At 62.9% G+C, this 17,892-nt stretch carries 16 protein-coding genes and 1 tRNA gene; 6 read left to right on the top strand and 11 right to left on the bottom strand.

All coding sequences use genetic code 11. The features are described from left to right. Positions 1–30 precede the first annotated feature (30 nt). Both VVR12_RS05370 and VVR12_RS05375 read right to left on the bottom strand, forming a co-directional pair. Positions 31–243 (bottom strand): DUF3073 domain-containing protein, encoded by a 213-nt coding sequence (locus VVR12_RS05370; RefSeq protein WP_368550142.1) that lies wholly within the window; start codon positions 241–243, stop codon positions 31–33. Positions 244–426: 183 nt separating this feature from the next. Continuing rightward, positions 427–1,482 (bottom strand): Sir2 family NAD-dependent protein deacetylase, encoded by a 1,056-nt coding sequence (locus VVR12_RS05375; RefSeq protein WP_368550143.1) that lies wholly within the window; start codon positions 1,480–1,482, stop codon positions 427–429. On the opposite strand from VVR12_RS05375, the gene VVR12_RS05380 reads away from it, so the two are divergent. Beyond that, positions 1,445–2,155, top strand: coding sequence for an SDR family oxidoreductase (locus VVR12_RS05380; RefSeq protein ID WP_368550144.1), 711 nt, complete (start codon positions 1,445–1,447; stop codon positions 2,153–2,155). The genes VVR12_RS05375 and VVR12_RS05380 overlap by 38 nt on opposite strands. A gap of 78 nt (positions 2,156–2,233) precedes the next feature. Here VVR12_RS05380 and clpB read toward each other — a convergent pair whose 3' ends face one another. Further along, entirely contained in the window at positions 2,234–4,822 is a 2,589-nt protein-coding gene (clpB, locus tag VVR12_RS05385; protein WP_368550145.1) for an ATP-dependent chaperone ClpB, read from the bottom strand. Positions 4,823–4,984: 162 nt separating this feature from the next. Next, positions 4,985–5,539, bottom strand: a complete 555-nt coding sequence (locus VVR12_RS05390) for a hypothetical protein (RefSeq protein WP_368550146.1) — start codon at positions 5,537–5,539, stop codon at positions 4,985–4,987. Between the two features lie 26 nt (positions 5,540–5,565). Here VVR12_RS05390 and VVR12_RS05395 point away from each other — a divergent pair, with 26 nt between their 5' ends. The 3 genes from VVR12_RS05395 (at position 5,566) to VVR12_RS05405 (ending at position 8,356) form a co-directional block, all read left to right on the top strand. Beyond that, on the top strand, positions 5,566–6,231 hold the full coding sequence (locus tag VVR12_RS05395) for an HAD family hydrolase (protein WP_368550147.1): 666 nt from the start codon (positions 5,566–5,568) through the stop codon (positions 6,229–6,231). A gap of 109 nt (positions 6,232–6,340) precedes the next feature. Further along, positions 6,341–6,847, top strand: coding sequence for a Dps family protein (locus tag VVR12_RS05400; protein ID WP_368550148.1), 507 nt, complete (start codon positions 6,341–6,343; stop codon positions 6,845–6,847). Positions 6,848–7,057: 210 nt separating this feature from the next. Then, complete coding sequence (locus VVR12_RS05405; RefSeq protein ID WP_368550149.1) at positions 7,058–8,356, top strand: VIT1/CCC1 transporter family protein; 1,299 nt, start codon at positions 7,058–7,060, stop codon at positions 8,354–8,356. A gap of 90 nt (positions 8,357–8,446) precedes the next feature. On the opposite strand, the gene VVR12_RS05410 is transcribed toward VVR12_RS05405, so the two are convergent. The 5 genes from VVR12_RS05410 to pcrA form a co-directional block, all read right to left on the bottom strand. Beyond that, entirely contained in the window at positions 8,447–9,379 is a 933-nt protein-coding gene (locus VVR12_RS05410; RefSeq protein ID WP_368550150.1) for an amino acid oxidase, read from the bottom strand. Positions 9,380–9,816: 437 nt separating this feature from the next. Further along, positions 9,817–10,734, bottom strand: coding sequence for a succinate--CoA ligase subunit alpha (gene sucD, locus VVR12_RS05415; RefSeq protein ID WP_368550151.1), 918 nt, complete (start codon positions 10,732–10,734; stop codon positions 9,817–9,819). Positions 10,735–10,767: 33 nt separating this feature from the next. Further along, a complete protein-coding gene (gene sucC, locus VVR12_RS05420) occupies positions 10,768–11,934 on the bottom strand; it encodes an ADP-forming succinate--CoA ligase subunit beta (protein WP_368550152.1) in 1,167 nt (388 codons plus the stop codon). Positions 11,935–12,179: 245 nt separating this feature from the next. Further along, a complete protein-coding gene (locus VVR12_RS05425) occupies positions 12,180–12,812 on the bottom strand; it encodes a sarcosine oxidase subunit gamma (RefSeq protein ID WP_368550153.1) in 633 nt (210 codons plus the stop codon). A gap of 65 nt (positions 12,813–12,877) precedes the next feature. Beyond that, a complete protein-coding gene (pcrA, locus tag VVR12_RS05430; RefSeq protein ID WP_409349882.1) occupies positions 12,878–15,523 on the bottom strand; it encodes a DNA helicase PcrA in 2,646 nt (881 codons plus the stop codon). Positions 15,524–15,663: 140 nt separating this feature from the next. On the opposite strand from pcrA, the gene VVR12_RS05435 reads away from it, so the two are divergent. Next, positions 15,664–16,377: a hypothetical protein gene (locus VVR12_RS05435; RefSeq protein ID WP_368550154.1), complete on the top strand. Its 714-nt coding sequence runs from the start codon at positions 15,664–15,666 to the stop codon at positions 16,375–16,377. A gap of 95 nt (positions 16,378–16,472) precedes the next feature. On the opposite strand, the gene VVR12_RS05440 is transcribed toward VVR12_RS05435, so the two are convergent. After that, a tRNA-Arg gene (locus tag VVR12_RS05440) sits at positions 16,473–16,545 on the bottom strand. A gap of 72 nt (positions 16,546–16,617) precedes the next feature. On the opposite strand from VVR12_RS05440, the gene VVR12_RS05445 reads away from it, so the two are divergent. After that, positions 16,618–17,553 (top strand): DUF4031 domain-containing protein, encoded by a 936-nt coding sequence (locus VVR12_RS05445; RefSeq protein ID WP_368550155.1) that lies wholly within the window; start codon positions 16,618–16,620, stop codon positions 17,551–17,553. Positions 17,554–17,584: 31 nt separating this feature from the next. Here the strand turns inward: VVR12_RS05445 and VVR12_RS05450 are convergent, their stop codons facing one another. After that, positions 17,585–17,842, bottom strand: a complete 258-nt coding sequence (locus VVR12_RS05450) for a hypothetical protein (RefSeq protein WP_368550156.1) — start codon at positions 17,840–17,842, stop codon at positions 17,585–17,587. Between the last annotated feature and the right edge of the window lie 50 nt (positions 17,843–17,892).

A 17,892-nucleotide genomic window follows, 5' to 3' on the forward strand; every position in this document is an offset into this window, starting at 1 on the left:
GTTCAGACGGCTCCGGTTGCGGTGTGCCGGTTAGTCGTCGCCCCGGTAGTCGTCGGCGTATTTATCGATGTACTCCGAGTAGTCGTCCTCTTGCTCGTAACGAGGAGTAGAGGATGCCTGAGATGAACTCTTACGGGTACTACTAAGCTCGCGTTCGAGCGCGCTGTAGTCTGTCTCGGGGCTGAAGTACTTCATCTCCCGAGCCTGCCTTGTTGCTTTAGCCTTTTGACGGCCGCGCCCCATGGCGTGACCCCCTCTTTATCCGTCGTGTCCCCGAAGCCAGCGTGCTAGAGCACAGTTAGCCCCTGGAATGCTTACAAGTGTTTCGTTTCTTAAGGGTACAGGTTTTTTGTGTATTATGCAGACTCGCATCCCACGTCGTGATAAATCGCGGGAAAAATCACCTCAACTGCGCGAGCGCAACCCTCACACGAGCTGCGCGAGCGCCGCCGCCACCTCGGTACGCCAGAGGTAGGTGGCGCGGGTGTCGGCGCGTCCGGGGCCGCCGTTGATCACGCCGATCGGCTTCCCCGCCTTCTGCGCGTTGAGCGCCAGCTTGAAACCGCTCATCACCGCCACCGACGAACCCACGATCAACAGGGACGCCGCGTCCCGCTCCATCTGCGCCACCGCCGCCTTGCGCTCGGCGGGAACGGACTCACCGAAGTAGACCACGTCGGGTTTGAGCCGGGTCGAACCGCACACCTCGCAGCCGACCATCTGGAAGTCGCGAATGAACGAGTCGTCGAGTTCGACATCGCCGTCGGGGTTGACCTGCAGCTCCTCGGATTCCAACCGCTCCAGGTACCCCGGGTTCACCTCGGCCATGCGCAGGTCCATGTGACCGCGCGCCTCGAGATGACCGCACATCAGGCAGATCACCCGATCGAGGTCGCCGTGGATGGCCACCACGTTTTGAGAGCCGGCGCGCATATGCAGGCCGTCCACGTTCTGGGTCACCAAACCGGCCAGCGCGCCGCACTCTTCGAACTTGGCCAGCAAGTAGTGGGCCGCGTTGGGTTCGGCGCGGCGCATCCGGCGCCAGCCCACGTAGGAGCGCGCCCAGTAGCGCTGGCGGGCGCCGTCGTCGTAGCGGAACTCCTGATAGGTCATGGGCCGGTGTTTCTTCAAAGATCCCTGCGGGCCGCGGTAGTCGGGAATGCCCGAGCCGGTGGAGACCCCGGCCCCGGTCAGCACCAGCACGCCACCGGCGTCCAGCATCTGCCCGATCCCGTCGCGGGCGACTTCCGGGTCGGTGGCCATCGCGGTCTCCTCCACCACGCGCTGGATGGAGCGCAGTGCCGAGCGGTGGGCAATCGCGATGTCTGGTCTGGCTAGGGACTGTTCATCGGAGGCGTAGCTGGAGGCGCGTGAGGAAGATTCGAAGTTCACTCCCCCATTATTGCCCGGGCAGGGTTTCTTGGCCACGGTAAAGTGAGCAATCATGAACAAGATTGCAGTTGCAGGCGCTTCGGGCGCCATGGGTTCCCTTCTCGTCGATCGCTTGAACGCGGCCGGTCACGAGGTCGTGCGGATCTCCCGCACCGACGGAGTTGACTTGCTCACCGGCGAGGGTCTGAGCGAGGCGCTGCAGGGGGTCAGCGCCCTCATCGACGTTTCGCAGGTAGCCACGCTGGATCATGCCAATCCCTCGGTAGAAATCTCGCAGGCCGCTCGCAACGTGGTCACCGCCGCCGAAAAGGCCGGGGTAGAGCGCGTGGTGATGCTGTCGATCAACGGGGTGCAGAAGCAATCGTTGCAAGAATTCCCCTTCTACCAGGCGCGCTACGATCAGGAGAACATTCTGCTCACCTGCGACGTTCCCACCGTAGTGGTCCGTTCGACGCAGTGGCACGAGTTCGCACTGAACCCCGCGGCGGTCGAGCAGACCGAGACCGAGGTGAAGGTGCAAGACTGGGCTGTTCAGCCGGTTCCCATGGCGAAGGTCGCGGATTTCCTAGTGGACGCCGCGCTGGGCAACCAGGGGCAGGGCATCGTCACCGTCACCGGTCCTGAGCAGTTGCGCCTGCCGGAGCTGACCCGCCGCGTCCTGGCGGAGGAGGGGGACGCGCGGCAGGTGGTCGAAGTGCCGGCAGTACTGGACGCGCTGGCCGACGGTAGCCTGCACGCCCCCGACGACGCCGTCGTCCTCTAGATCCGCGAAATACCGAAAAATGCCCGAGATCCCTGCGCAGAACAGGGAACTCGGGCAAAAATCGGGAAGTCGCGGATCTTACTCGGCCGTGACCACCAGGCCGTCGCTGGCGACGTCGGGGTTGACGTCCACCTTCACAGTCTGACCATCGCGGATGGTGCCGGCCAGAATGCCCTTGGCCAGGCGGTCGCCCACCTCGGTCTGCACCAGGCGGCGCAGCGGACGCGCGCCGAAGGCGGGGTCGTAACCGGTCAGTCCCAGCCACTCGGAGGCCGCCTCGGTCACGTCCAGGGTGATGCGGCGGGAGGCCAGGCGGGCCGCCATCGACTCCAGCTGCAGGCCCACAATCCGCGAGAGGTCCTGAACCGTAAGCGGTTCGAACATAATCGTGTCGTCCAGACGGTTGAGGAACTCCGGCTTGAAGGCCTGGTGAACCACGTTCATGACCGACTTGCGCTTCTCCTCGTCATCGAGCTCGCTGTTGACCAAGAACTGCGAACCGAGGTTCGAGGTGAGGATCAGGATCACGTTGCGGAAGTCCACGGTGCGACCCTGGCCGTCGGTGAGTCGTCCGTCGTCGAGCACCTGCAGGAGGATGTCGAAGACGTCGGGGTGAGCCTTCTCGACCTCGTCCAACAACACCACCGAGTAGGGGCGACGCCGCACGGCCTCGGTCAGCTGACCACCCTGGTCATAGCCCACGTATCCGGGAGGGGCGCCGACCAAACGCGAGACGGTGTGCTTCTCCGAGTACTCGCTCATGTCGATGCGCACCAGAGCGTGCTCGTCGTCGAACTGGAACTCAGCCAGGGCCTTGGCCAGCTCGGTCTTGCCCACACCGGTCGGGCCCAGAAAGAGGAACGATCCGATCGGACGGTCGGGGTCGGCGATGCCCGCGCGGGAGCGGCGCACCGCGTCGGAGACGGCCTGCACCGCGCTCTTCTGACCGATCAGGCGCTTGCCCAGTTCGGACTCCATGTTGAGCAGCTTCTCGGTCTCGCCCTGTAGCATCTTGCCGGCGGGGATGCCGGTCCAGGCAGAGATGACCTCGGCGATGTCGTCTGCGGTGACCTCTTCGGAGACCATGGCCTCGCCACCGGCGGATTCCTCCGCCTTCTGGGCGTCGTGCAGTTCGCGTTCCAGAGCAGGGATCTCACCGTAGAGCAACTTGGACGCCTCGGCCAGGTTGCCCTCGCGCTGTGCGACTTCGGCCGCCGAGCGTAATTCGTCGATCTTGTTCTTGATGTCACCCACGCGGTTCAGGCCGGCCTTCTCCGCTTCCCAACGGGCGTTAAGCGAATCCAGCTCTTCCTTCTTGTCGGCCATCTCGGCGCGCAACGCTTCCAAACGTTCGACCGATGCCGGGTCTGACTCGTTGGCCAGCGCCAGCTCTTCCATGGTCAACCGGTCTACGGCGCGGCGGAGCATGTCGATCTCTTCGGGTGCCGAGTCGATCTCCATGCGCAGTCGCGAGGCGGCCTCATCGATCAGGTCGATCGCCTTGTCGGGCAACTGACGCGAGGGGATGTAACGGTTGGACAGGTTGGCTGCAGCCACCAGTGCCGAGTCGGCGATGGCCACCTTGTGATGGGCCTCGTAGCGCTCCTTCAAACCGCGCAGGATGCCGACGGTGTCGTCCACCGAGGGCTCACCGACGTACACCTGCTGGAAACGGCGCTCCAGCGCGGCGTCCTTCTCGATGTTCTCGCGGTATTCGTTGAGCGTGGTCGCGCCGATGAGTCGCAGTTCGCCACGGGCCAGCATGGGCTTGAGCATGTTGCCGGCGTCCATCGAACCCTCGGAGGCGCCCGCACCCACGACGGTGTGGATCTCGTCGATGAAGGTCACGATCTGGCCCTCAGACTTGCGGATTTCCTCGAGAACCGCTTTGAGGCGCTCCTCGAATTCACCGCGGTACTTCGCCCCGGCAACCATCGAGCCCAGGTCCAGCGAGATCAGCGTCTTGCCGCGCAGGGATTCGGGGACGTCCCCGGAGACCATGCGCTGAGCCAGCCCCTCGACCACGGCGGTCTTGCCGACGCCGGGTTCGCCGATGAGCACCGGGTTGTTCTTGGTGCGGCGCGAGAGCACCTGCACCACGCGGCGGATCTCGGAGTCGCGGCCGATGACCGGGTCGAGTTTGCCTTCGCGGGCGATGGCGGTCAGGTCGGTGCCGTACTTCTCCAGCGACTGGAAGGTGCCCTCGGGGTCGGGGGTATCCACGGTGCGGTCTCCTCTCACGGTGGGGATGGTCCGGGCGATGGTCTCGGCGGTAGCTCCGGCGTTCTTCAGTGCCTGGGCGGCGGGGTCTTCACCGGAGGCGATGCCGAAGAGCAGCAGTTCGGTCGAGACGAAGCTGTCACCGAGTTCTTGGGCCTTGGTTTGGGCGGTTTGGATCACGCGCAGGGCGTTGCGGCTGAACTGGGCCTGACTCACGCTGGAACCGGAGTTCTTCACCAGCTTGGCGATCTCGTTGGACGCCGCAGTCGAGACGGCATCGACGTCGACACCGGCGGCTTTGAGTACCGCTACCGCCACCGATTCGCGGCGGTCCAGCAGTGCTTTGAGCAGGTGTACCGGTTCGATGGTGGGGTTGCCTGCGGTTTGCGCGTTCATGTTCGCGCTATTGATGACCTCTTGCGAGGACGTCGTAAATTTAGCGTCCATTCTTTACCTCTCGTTTGAGTTGGGATATTTCAAGTAACTTGAGTGTACCTCGCTCAACTCTGCGGGCGCAATAGGTTTTAAACCTTTTTAGCTCAGGGTGGACGCCGCACCCAAGGTCTGCGGTCACAACGGTTAGGCCCAGCACGGCTCAACGAAGAACGGCTAGTCCAAGAACTCGTACGAACTCTGCGAGCGCTCGAACTCTTCTTCATCGGCCTCGGTGATACCGGCGGCACGGCGCGCCGAGCGGCGCGCCTGCGAGATCGCCACGAGGAGGGTGGCAAACGCGGCCACGAAGGTCAGAATGCCGAAGGTGTTGCCGAAACCGGCCGACAACCCTACGAACTCGTACCCCAGCAACTGCGAGGCCGCCGAGACGGTGCGGCCGTCTATCCGGTCGGGGCAGAGCATTCCGAAAATGAAGGCCAGCAACCAGGTAACCGGGTGCAACACCGCCAGCGCGGTCGAGGTACCGGTGCCGGGTGAGTGGCGGCGGGCGTCCTTGACGCCGTACCAGGCGGAAACAAGCAAAACCACGAGCAGGAGGGGGCCGAAGCTGACGGCGAAAACCGGCACGAGCCAACCGCCGGCCCCAAACAGCGCACGACCGGCGGTGATCCACGCGGCCGCCACGATAGCGCCGGGAACGGCGGCCCAGAGTACGGCGCGATGCCACGGGCCGGAGGGGCGGTGCAAGACGGAGTTTTCTGCGCTCATGCCCCTCATTCTAGTAGGCTAAAACCATGCCTTTTTCTACCTCCTCACCCTTGCCCCAGGCCGTACTTTTTGACCATGACGGCACCCTCGTTGACACCGAACCGATCTGGGAGAAAGCCAAGCAACGCATCTGCGCCGAACACGGCACCACCTGGAGCTCTGAGGACACCAAGGCAGTCTTGGGTTACTCGATCCAGGCCACCCTAGAACGCCTGCAGGAGGTAGGTGTGGATCGCCCGCTGGAGGAGATCGAGCAGCTCCTCATCACCTACATGCACGAGTACTTCGCAGACGCCGAGTACGACTTCTTGCCCGGCATTCGCCCGTTGCTGGACCAACTCAAGCAGGCTGGAATTCCCTGCGCGGTCGTCACCAACGCCACCACCTCGGTGGCCGAGCGCACCGCTGAGAAGGCCCCGGGCGTCTTCGCCACGGTGATTGGCGATCAGCAGACCACCCACTCGAAACCGCACCCGGAGCCCTACCTGCTGGGCGCCCAGCACCTCGGCGTGGATCCCACGCAGTGCGTGGCGATCGAAGACTCCCCCTCGGGCGTTCGTAGCGCCACGGACGCCGGCATGAAGGTCATCGTGGTGCCCGGCGAAGTCGAGGTACCCGCCGACGCCGGTGACGCCCAGGTTCGCCACGAGGACCTTTCCCTCGAGGCAATTCTGAAGGCGTTCAACTCGTAGCGCGCCCCCTCGGGTGGGTTTATTATGAATAATTCGTAATAACCCTGGAAGTTCCTGCGCAAAGTCGATAAGCTGTAAGCAGTACAGCAATCGACGGAAAGGAATTCCAATGTCAGCCCAGAACTCTGAATACACCGTGCCGGGTCTCACCAACGAAGCAGGCCACCAGGTCGGCGAAACCCTGCAGTTGCGTCTGCACGCCATCAACGACCTGCATCTGACCCTCAAGCACGCCCACTGGAACGTGGTCGGCCCGAACTTCATCGGCATCCACGAGATGCTCGATCCCCAGGTGGAGCTGGCACGCGGTTTCGCCGACGATCTCGCCGAGCGCATGGCTGCTCTGGGTGTTAGCCCCAACGGTCTGCCTGGCGACCTGGTCAAGAAGCGCACCTGGGAGGACTACCCGGTTGACCGCGCCACCGGCATCGAGCACATTCGTGCGCTGAACGAGGTCTACATCGGAATCATCGAAGACCACCGCGCGGCCATCGCCAAAATCGGTGACGTCGACCCGGTGACCGAAGACCTGCTCATCGGTCAGACCGCCGAGCTCGAGAAGTTCCAGTGGTTCCTGCGCGCTCACCTCGAAGACGGCGAGGGCAACGTCAAGTAAGACGCCCCCTCCCCCCCCCACCACCGGCCCGCACCACCCGTGCGGGCCGGTTTTTTGGTGCGTTGTTGAGCCCGAAGATGGTCAAAATCACCCCAGGTTCTCCCAGGGGGTAGCTCTTGGAACCTCTCCTGGCCTGACCTAAGATTAACTCTCGTCGTCCGCGATACCCGCCTCGCGCGTCCGCCCCGCAACACAGACTCAGGAGCTTGAATGACAAGCCGTAGCGCCCAGCCCACAGGCCACCCCGATCGCAATCAAGACTCCCTGGACATCGCTAACGAACCTTCGACCGACACCGCCGCGATGCGGCTCGAGCGCGAAATGGCCGCCAACGCCGAGGTCATCCGCACCGGTATCGTCACCACCGAGGATCGCCGCCGCTACATTCAGAACCTCAACACCGACGTCCACCAGGCGGTGCTGAACCCCACGCAGGCGCAGATCAAACGCTGGCGCCGCTACCTGGCCGAAGAAATCTCCGAGGCAAAGATCTACGCGGCGCTGGCCGACCGCGCCGAGGGGAAAGAGGCAGAAATTCTGCGCGAGGTGGCCCTGGCCGAAATCCGTCACCAAAACCACTGGCGGGCGCTGCTGGGCAAGCACGCCGACCCCGAACCGCGGCCCTCGATCTCGTCGAAATTCCTCTACCTACTGGCCAAGAACTTCGGTTCGGTGTTCGTCTTGGCGCTGGCCCAGCGCGCCGAGCAGCGCTCCCCCTACGCCGAGGATCCCGACGCCACCGAGGCCATGGCGGCCGATGAGGCGATCCACGAGGAGATCATCCGCGCGCTGTCGACCTCCGGTCGCGAGAAGCTCTCGGGCAACTTCCGCGCCGCGGTCTTCGGCGCCAATGACGGCCTGGTCTCCAACGTGGCCCTCATCATGGGTATCGGCGCCTCGGGTGCCTCGCAGCAGATGGTCTTGCTCTCGGGCATCGCCGGCCTGTTGGCGGGCGCGCTCTCGATGGCCGCCGGCGAGTACGTCTCGGTGCGCTCCCAGCGCGAGATGCTGGACGCCTCCTCCCCCACGCAGGTCACGCTCTCGGTGGCCGACCAGCTCGACATCGACCGTAACGAGCTCGAGCTCATCTACAAGGCCCGCGGCATGAGCGAGGAGGCCGCCCACCACCGCGCCCTCGAACGCTTCGGTTACCTCGATTGCGACTGCGACCCCTCGCTCTCGTGGCGCGACCCCGCCGAAGACCCGGACGACGAGCGCAACAACGCGGCGCTGGGCACCGACATCGGCGCCTCGGCGGCGTCCTTCTGTTTCTTCGCCTCGGGCGCGCTGATCCCGATTCTGCCGTTCATCTTCGGTGCCTCGGGCATGCTGGGCATCGTACTGTCGCTAATCTTCGTCTCGGTGGCACTGGGCTTCACGGGCGGCATTGTCGGCCTGCTCTCGGGGGCCTCCCCCTTCAAGCGCGGCCTACGTCAGATCGCGATCGGCATGGGTGCGGCCCTGGTGACCTACCTGCTGGGCCTGGCGTTCGGCACTTCGGTGAGTTAACCGATTGCCCCGTTATATCGCACAGCTTTAAAAACCGGCGCGCCCCGTCCATTGAGACGGGGCGCGCCGGCTTTTTTGGTTCGCTATCGGTTAGGGGCGAATGGTCGAGGTAGTGCTGAGACCGGTCAGGCTGAGAGTGTCGGTGATGCCGTTGCCCGAGTAGGTGATCGTGGCGTTCTGGATGTAGGAGGTCTGGCTGTAGGAAGTCCAACCGTAGGCATCCGAGAACTTGAGCTGGGCGGGCATGAAGTTGGTCTGGCCGTAGTACTTGGTGCCCGTCTGGGTCAGGGTGTATGACTTGGTGGTCTTGTAGGTGATGGTGCCGCGGAAGGTGAAGGAACCATCGGCGTTCTTGGTCACCGCCGGAATGTCGGCGGTCCAACTACCGGCGGTCTGCGCGATCGACAGGTAGGTGGACTGGGTCGCCGATGAAATAGCCTCAGCGGTGGTGCCGGTCAGCGGCTTGGTGTTCTTCGGGCTCCAGAGCTGGCCGTTGATGGTGGCGTTATTGACGGACCATTCGGCGCCGGCGGGAACGGTGTATTCTACCACGGTCACGAAGGTTGCACCGGATGCGAGGGTCGCGGTCGAACGCGAGATGTAGTTGGAGCCGCTCGCGATGTCGGTGGTGGGCACCGACCACCAGAAACCGCTGGACGATGCGTAGGCACCGTTCTGACCGCTCTGGGAGTTGGTGACCGGGGTGAAAGAACCCTCACCGTTGACGAAGGACGTGGAATTGGTCGGGCGCGAGGTGGCGTCGTTCCAGTTGATGTCGCTCTCCGGGGTCGGGTTGGAGGCGAAGTAGGCGTCCGGGCTGGTGGCGTTGATGGTGCCGGTGTTGTTGCTGGTGGCGTACCCTACGTACCCGCCGTTGTACTGGGTGGAGACGTACACGCCGTACTGGATGCCCAGCTTGTTCTGAGATGCGGCATAGGCAGGAATGGTGGCAGAGGCCAGGACGATGGGAGCACCCCAAACTGCTCCCTTGGCTACCGCGCGGCGCGAGACAGTGGTAGTCATAGAGTTCCCCTAACTCTGTAAGTGAAAGTGATGCGAATTGTAAATTCAGCACTTAAGACTACAGGTGTTGAAACTTTTGAGGGAGTAGATTTTAAACGCTTCAAAAGCTCACTATCTTGCGGAGTGAAATATATTCACAGGCCACCCCAGACTTTCCCCGGTTTAGCACTCAGATCCCCATCATAGAGCGGATAAATTGTCCCCCAAAATAGCTACATATACTCAGATAAAGAACGACATTTTATAAATAATTTGTTGCCCAGAAAAAATGAATCAATTTGTTATTTCTATTAATAAAAAGGCGGTCCGGCCACATTCTTTGCGGCCTCAGATAAAAGCGCCCGCTTTCAAGTCCTTCACCAATAGCGGGCACGCAAAAACGCCGGTGGCGCGCTACCTGCGCACCACCGGCGTCCTGCTCTACGGCGAAAGCCGTCTTACTTGTTGGCGAAGATCTCGCGCATCAGCTGAGCGGTCTCAGACGGGGTCTTGCCGACCTTCACGCCTGCGGCCTCCAGAGCCTGCTTCTTAGCCTCAGCGGTACCCGAGGAACCGGAGACGATAGCGCCGGCGTGACCCATGGTCTTGCCCTCGGGAGCGGTGAAGCCAGCCACGTAACCGACGACCGGCTTGGTGACATTGGCCTTGATGAACTCTGCAGCGCGTTCCTCAGCGTCGCCACCGATCTCACCGATCATCACGATGCCCTCGGTCTCGGGGTCAGCCTCGAAGGCCTCCAGAGCGTCGATGTGGGTGGTGCCGATGATCGGGTCGCCGCCGATGCCGATGGCGGTGGTGAAGCCCAGGTCGCGCAACTCGTACATCATCTGGTAGGTCAGGGTACCGGACTTGGAGACCAGGCCGAGCTTACCCTTGCCGGTGATGTTGCCGGGGGTGATGCCCACGTTGGACTGCTCGGGGCTGATGATGCCGGGGCAGTTGGGGCCGATGATGCGGGTAATCTGCTTGCCATTGGCATCCACCTTGGACTTTGCGTGTGCCCAGAACTCGGCGGAGTCCTGTACCGGAACACCCTCGGTGATGACGACGACCAGCGGAACCTCGGCGTCGATAGCCTCAATCACGGCGTCCTTGGTGAAAGCCGGGGGCACGAAAACGATCGAGACGTTTGCACCAGTCTTCTCGACGGCCTCGGAGACCGAACCGAAGACGTCCAGCTCAACCTCGTTGCCCTCTTTGTTGGTATGGGTAACGGTGGTGCCGGCCTTACGGGCGTTCACGCCACCAACGATGTTGGTGCCGTAAGCGAGCATGCGTGCGGTGTGCTTGGAGCCTTCGCCGCCGGTGATGCCCTGAACGATGACCTTGGAGTCCTTGTTCAAAAAGATAGACATGTTATTTACCTTCTATAAATCTAAAACGGCGAATTAAGCGTTGTGGGCCAGCTCGGCTGCCTTGTCGGCGCCGGAGTCCATGGTCTCTGCCTGGTGAACCAGCGGGTGGTTGGCCTCGTTGAGGATCTTGCGACCCTCTTCAACGTTGTTGCCATCCAGACGCACGACCAGCGGCTTGGTTGCCTTGTCGCCCAGGATCTCCAGGGCCTTGACGATACCGTTAGCCACGGCGTCGCAGGCGGTGATGCCGCCGAAGACGTTCACGAAGACGGACTTGACCTGCTCGTCGTTGAGGATGACGTCCAGACCATTGGCCATGACCTCAGCGGACGCGCCGCCTCCGATGTCGAGGAAGTTAGCGGGCTTGACGTTGCCGTGGTTCTCACCGGCGTAGGCAACGACGTCCAGAGTGGACATCACAAGACCTGCGCCGTTACCGATGATGCCGACCTGGCCGTCGAGCTTGACGTAGTTGAGGTCGTTCTCCTTGGCCTTAGCCTCCAGCGGGTTCTCTGCCGACTTGTCGACTAGAGCCGCGTGGCCTTCCTGGCGGAATTCTGCGTTGTCGTCGAGGGAGACCTTGCCGTCGAGGGCCAGGATCTCGCCGTCGCCGGTCTTGACCAGCGGGTTGACCTCAACGAGGGTAGCGTCTTCCTTCTCGTAGACCTCGCCCAGCTTCACCAAAGCGGCGGCGACGTCGGACTGGATTTCAGCGGGGAAGCCTGCTGCCTCGACGATCTCCTTGGCCTTAGCCTCGTTCAGACCCTCGGTGGGGTTGACCTCGATCTTCGCCAGAGCCTCGGGGCGCTCCTTGGCCAGCTGCTCGATCTCCATGCCACCCTCAACCGAGCACATGGCCAGGTAGGTGCGGTTGGAACGATCCAGCAGGATGGAGAAGTAGTACTCTTCGGCGATGTCTGCGCCCTGGGCGATCATCACGCGGTTGACGGTGTGGCCCTTGATGTCCATACCGAGAATCTGCTGAGCGTATTCGTACGCTTCATCTGCGGTCTTGGCAACCTTCACGCCGCCAGCCTTACCGCGGCCGCCCACCTTAACCTGGGCCTTGACAACGGTGACGCCGCCGATCTTCTCGGCTGCAGCCTTGGCTTCTTCGGGAGTGGTGGCCACGATGCCGGCAAGTACGGGTACACCGTGCTTCTCGAACAGGTCGCGTGCCTGGTATTCAAACAGGTCCACTGTAATCCTTCTTCGTTGAAGTGTGCCAACGTAGAGGTTGGCTTTCTTTTCTTTCGAAGAATCGCGAGCTTCACCCGAGTTAGAGTCTTGAGAACCTTCACGCGGAGATGAAGACCACAACTCTTCTGTCAGGTGCAACTCTACCGAAAACCCGGCTAGTTCACTAACTTATAGGGCGGCCAAAACACCGGGAGCGCACAGCTGTTCACGCCTCAAGGGCGTCGAGCGGTCAAAGACCGCGAGCGCTAGCTCTCTTTGACCTCGTAGATCGCATCGAACATCGTCGCCATCACCGAACCGGTGTGCGAGGAACGCGGCACCAACAGGTACTGGTCCGTGTCCACACGCCAGAGCATCAATTCGGAATCGGCGACGTTCGCGCGCAGGGCCATCCCCACGTCGAAATACTCGGGAACCTCCTCCACCGAGACCGAGCGGGAGAGCACGTCTGCGGCGTCCGGGCCGGAGAGCTCGATGACAGAGCGGTTCCATGAGACATCCAAGATGAGGCCCTTGTCCGTACCTAAAGCGGAATCCAGAGCGCGGCCGAGTTTCACGTGATCCACGCGGGAGACCACCAAGAAGATGTCGTCGTGCACCCAGAGGCAGGCGACGATCTGTCGGGTGCTGTAGAGAACCTGCATCGCGCGACGGTCGCCGGTGACCTCGCCTGCATGCCGCGGGAAACTGACACCCAATACCTTCTGCAAACGCACCGCCGCCCGCGAGTTGGGGTCGATCTCGATGCGGATCAGGGTGAGGTTGGGAATCTCCTGTAGCTGAACCGATTGATCGCTGACGCGATCCATTGCCTGTGCGAACTGCGACGCGGTCGACTGGAGTGTGCCATCTTCGGGCGTACTGTCACCGGGTGTCATTGTTGTTCACTCCTCAGTAAAAATCTGTTGAATTTTGAAAAACAGACCCTTCAATTATGCCCGAGTTAGAGTTTTTTCAACGGTGCGTAGCGCAACAAGAGCCGCTTTTCTTCGGTCGCGAACTTCACCTTGGCCACCGTCTTATCCCCGGCTCCCTCCAGGGCCGTGACGGTTCCCTCGCCAAAGCTGGTGTGTTGCACGCGATCGCCCACGTTCAACGCAGGAATCTCTTTCTTCTGTTGCACGCGCGCGGTCTTCTGGCCCCGTGTGGCAGCCGCCAGTCCGTAGGAAGCCGAACCGTTGACGTCCGCGGTCGACGGCCCGCGCGGGGCAGAACGCCCGCCGCCAGCCTCGTCGAAGCGGCGCGAGTGCACGGGCGAACCCCAACCGCCGGAGGAGTACCCGGTGCCGGGATAACCTCCACCGCCGAAACCGCCCAGGCCACCCATGCGCATGCCCATCCCGGAACCGAGACGCTTCCACTCGATGAGCTCCTCGGGGATCTCTTCGAGGAAGGGCGAGGGCGGGTTGAACTGCGACTGGCCCCACATCGAGCGGTTCTCGGCGCGGGTCACGTACAGGCGTTCCATCGCGCGGGTTAGGCCCACGTAGGCCAGGCGACGCTCCTCGCTCATTTCGTTCTCGTCGGTTAGGGCACGCTGATGCGGGAAGAGACCGTGTTCCATACCGGTCAAGAACACCACCGGGAACTCGAGACCCTTGGCGGTGTGCAGCGTCATCAGGGTGATCACACCCTGGCTACGGGCCTCGGCCACCTCGGCGGCGATCTGCGCCGCGGTCGGGCCCTCTTCATCGTCGGTCGGGCGGGGCTTGTTCGGAATCTGGTCGGCGTCTGCCACGAGCGAGACGTGTTCGAGGAAGTCCTCAAGGGTGGCGCCGGGGTTTTCGGTCTCAAAGTCGCGCACGGCGTCCACCAGCTCCGAGAGGTTCTCCACCCGAGATTCGTCCTGAATATCGGTGGATTCACGCAGTGACTGCAGGTAACCGGTCTGCTCGAGCACAGCCTCCAGACAGGTCGCGGCAGACTCGGTCGCCGCAATCTGGGCGAGGTCGTCAACCAGTTGCACGAAGCCGGCGATCTTCTTGGCACCGGCCGCACCCATGCCGGGCACCTCGGTTCCGGCCCGCAAGGCAGTCATGAACGAGACGCGTTGCTGTTCGGCGTACGCGGCGACGACCGCCTCGCTCTTGGCCCCGATGCCGCGCTTGGGCTCGTTGAGAATACGACGCACGTTGATGTCGTCATCGGGGTTGTTGAGCATGCGCAGGTACGCCAGCGCGTCTTTGATCTCTTTGCGCTCGTAGAAGCGGGTGCCACCAACCACGCGGTAGGGGTGGCCCATGCGCATGAGCATGTCTTCGAGGCTGCGCGACTGCGCGTTGGTGCGGTAGAAGACGGCGATGTCTCCGGGGGCCACGCCGTGGTCGTCCCGCAGACGGTCGATCTCTTGGGCGATGTAGCGGGCCTCGGCGTGTTCCGACTCGGCCACGTACCCGGTGATCTTGGCACCGTCACCCGATGCCGTCCACAGCTTTTTGGGTCGCCGGCCCTTGTTCCGCTCGATCACCGCGTTGGCCGCCGAGAGAATGTTCTGGGTGGAGCGGTAGTTCTGCTCCAGCAAAATGGTGCGGGCGTTGGGGTAGTCGGATTCGAAGTCGGTGATGTTGCGGATGTCGGCCCCGCGGAAAGCGTAGATGGACTGGTCCGAGTCGCCCACCACGGTTAGCTCGGCCGGAGGGACGGCACTGGGGTAGGGCGTCTGTTCTGGCCCGGGCTCGGCCTGCGAGGGCGCGCCACCGACCAGCTCACGCACCAGGGCGTACTGGGCGTGGTTGGTGTCTTGGTACTCGTCGACCAGCACGTGGCGGAACCGGCGACGGTAGTACTCAGCGACCTGCGGGTGCGCGCGGAACAGGTGCACGGTGGTGGCGATGAGGTCGTCGAAGTCGAGCGAGTTGGCCGCGCGCAGCCGTTCGGTATAGGCCCGGAAGACGTCGTTGACCGCGCGATCCCAGGGGCTGGCGGGGTTCATCTGCCGCGCGAAGTCCTCGGCATCGGTCAGCTCGTTCTTGAGTTGGCTGATCTTGTTCTGCATGGCCTTGGGCGCGAATTTTTTCGGATCCAGGTTCAGAGACTTGGTAACCAGCGTGATCAGCCGCAGGGAGTCTGCCGAATCGTAGATGGTGAACGTCGATTTAAGCCCCAGGGTTTTGGCCTCGCGGCGGAGCACCCGCACACAGAAACTGTGGAAGGTGGAGATCCACATCTGCTTCGCGCGTGGCCCGATCAGCGCCTCGATGCGCTCACGCATCTCGGCGGCCGCCTTGTTGGTGAAGGTGATGGCCAGGATCTGCCCCTGGTGGGCACGCCCGGTAGCCAACAGGTACGCGATGCGATGGGTGAGCACGCGGGTCTTACCCGACCCCGCCCCCGCGACGATCAGCAGGGGTGAACCGGAGTGCACGACGGCCTCGCGCTGTTGCTCGTTCAGGCCCTCGGTCAGGTGGTCGGTGGATCGTTCGGCTTCCTCGAAGGCCGTGTAGGCGGGCGCGTAGGGGTCGTCCATGCCGTAACCGCCGACCTGATAGGCAGGCGGCATGAAATCATCGTAGCCGGGCGCCTCGAGTTGCCCCGCGCCGGCGGGGCGGGCGGGCATAAAGCTGTCTTCGTCGTCAAAAAGATAATCCATCGCGTTCCCCATTTTAGCCCGAACACATTTTCGAGTCAGGGGTGTTTCGCCCTCGGCTGGGGGTGCGATGAGGGTGCTCGATATGATGGAGACACCTGTGAGTCTGCGGGTTTTGATCGTGTGAGAGGTTGAGGAGAGCCATGAGTTTGTCGAAGAGCCAGAAGGCGCGCCTGTACGGCGAGAACACCGAGGCGCCGACGAAGAAGCCGGTTGCGACGTCCGCCCCGGCAGGTGCCTCCCGCGCCTCCTCACGCGCGGCCTCCCCCGTTCAGGACGCCGCCCGCCGCACCCCGAGCCGCGGCGAGTTGGCCGCCGAGCCGGAGCGCTCGAGCTCCTTCATGTTCGCCGGCGTGGCGTTTGTGATCGCGATGCTGCTCTTCGGTTACTACCACTTCTGGCTGCTGGGTGAGTTCGCCCAGCGTTCCGGTCAGCAGATGCCCGAGCTAATGTTCGCCTTCGATGCCGAGCGCATTCGCGCGGTAGCCACCGGTCTCGGCGCTACGGATATCGTGCAGTACCAGTTCGTGCACCGCTCCTCGGGGCTGGTCTTGCCGCTGATTTTCGCCGCGGCGTGGCTGGGGATGATCGGTGGATCCCGGTTTGAGCGTCCGGTGGCGGTGGCCATGGGTGCGATCCCGGTGGCCTACGCGGTGGTGTTCCTGGCCGGCAGTTTTCTGCTGGATGTGGTGATCGCCAACCCTGCCGGACCGGTGGGCTTGGTGTCTCTGTTGATGTCGCTACGCTGGATTCTCTTTGCCGCCTGCATCGCGCAGCTGGTGTACATGGCCTACCGCCTGGTGCGATCGAAGTTCGCCGCGTTCTCCCGAGGCGAGCTACCCGGTCAGCGAGGTTAGGCCCTTATTTAACGCACAATGTTCCTGTAATCCCGCGTGCACATAGTGGTGGGACACGCAGGATTCCAGGAACATTCTGGGTGTATCTAAGAGTGTGCCCCCGAATGGATTCGAACCATCGACACCCGCTTTAGGAGAGCGGTGCTCTATCCCCTGAGCTACGAGGGCGCGCCTTGAGAAAGACCACTTCAGTATAACGAACCGGCACGAACCACAGCGAACCGAGAGACGAGGTACCCTATGGCCATTCTGATTGACCCGCCCACCTGGCCCGCGCACGGCACCGTTTTCTCTCACTTGGTCTCCGACAGCACCTACGCCGAGCTACACGACTTCGCGCGGGCGCAGCATCTCTCCCCGCGCGCCTTCGACCTCGACCACTACGACGTTCCCGCCGAACTCTACGACCGGCTGGTGGCTGCCGGGGCTCGTCCGGTCAGCGGGAACGAACTTACCCGTGCGCTGGTGGCCTCAGGATTGCGGGTGCCGCTGAAAGAACGGCCGAGCAAGATTCGCGGCACCCTGTTGAGCCGCTGGGATGCGTTGTTGCCAGGCCAGCACGATCTCGGCGAGCACCTCTTAGACCAATGGGAACAAACCCACCGTAGCTACCACAACAGCGCACATCTACTCGAGATGCTCACCGCACTGGATTCCTTCTACGGTTCCGCCACCGGCGCGAGGGTGCCGAAAGTGGTTCAGCTCGCCGCGTGGTTACACGATGTGGTGTACGAGGGCGTCCCGGGGCAGGACGAGGCGCGCTCGGCGGAGTTCGCTCGGGACGTGCTCACCCCGTTGGTGACCGATAGGACGCTCACCCCCGCCGAGGTGGCCACGGTCGCCGAGCTGATCGAGGCCTCCGCCACGCACGCGCAGGACGAGCCGGGCGGCCTGCAGCGCGAGGCGGGCCTGAGCACCGGCGATATTGCCGCCTTCTTCGATGCCGACCTGGCAATTTTGGCCGCCCCGGCGCCGCGGTATCGGCGGTACGTGGCCGGGGTACGGCAAGAGTACGCCCACGTCTCCGAAGCCGACTTTCGGGCGGCCCGCAGGGAGATCCTGCAAAGCTTTATCCGCCGCGAGCATCTCTTTACCACGCAAACGGCGCGGCAGAAGTGGGAGGAGCCGGCACGCCGGAACATCGGCGAGGAGATCGAAAAGCTGTCAGCGCGCTAGCGGCCCCAGTTCAGGAGCCTCGCGTGCTGGGTTATCGGAGAGTCTCACTCGAAGAGACCGCATCTGCGCGGTTGTTGCGCTTCTTGGCGTAGAGCATCTTGGCGATGACCAGGCCAATGATGATGCCGATGCCTCCGGTGATCGAGACCCACATCGCCGCGTGGCCGATAAACATGGCGATCACCAGACCCACGATGATCCCGGGAACTGCCCCGGCGACCATACCGATGGCCATAAACGTGAATTCTTGGTCTGAGCTGCTGGTGGGGGTTTCGAATTGAGTAGGCATATCCTCATCCTATCGGCTCGTGCCCTCGATGTTCTGCGGGCATAAAAAAT

It is taken from the genome of Rothia sp. LK2588, from assembly GCF_040946465.1.
Classification (GTDB): domain Bacteria; phylum Actinomycetota; class Actinomycetes; order Actinomycetales; family Micrococcaceae; genus Rothia.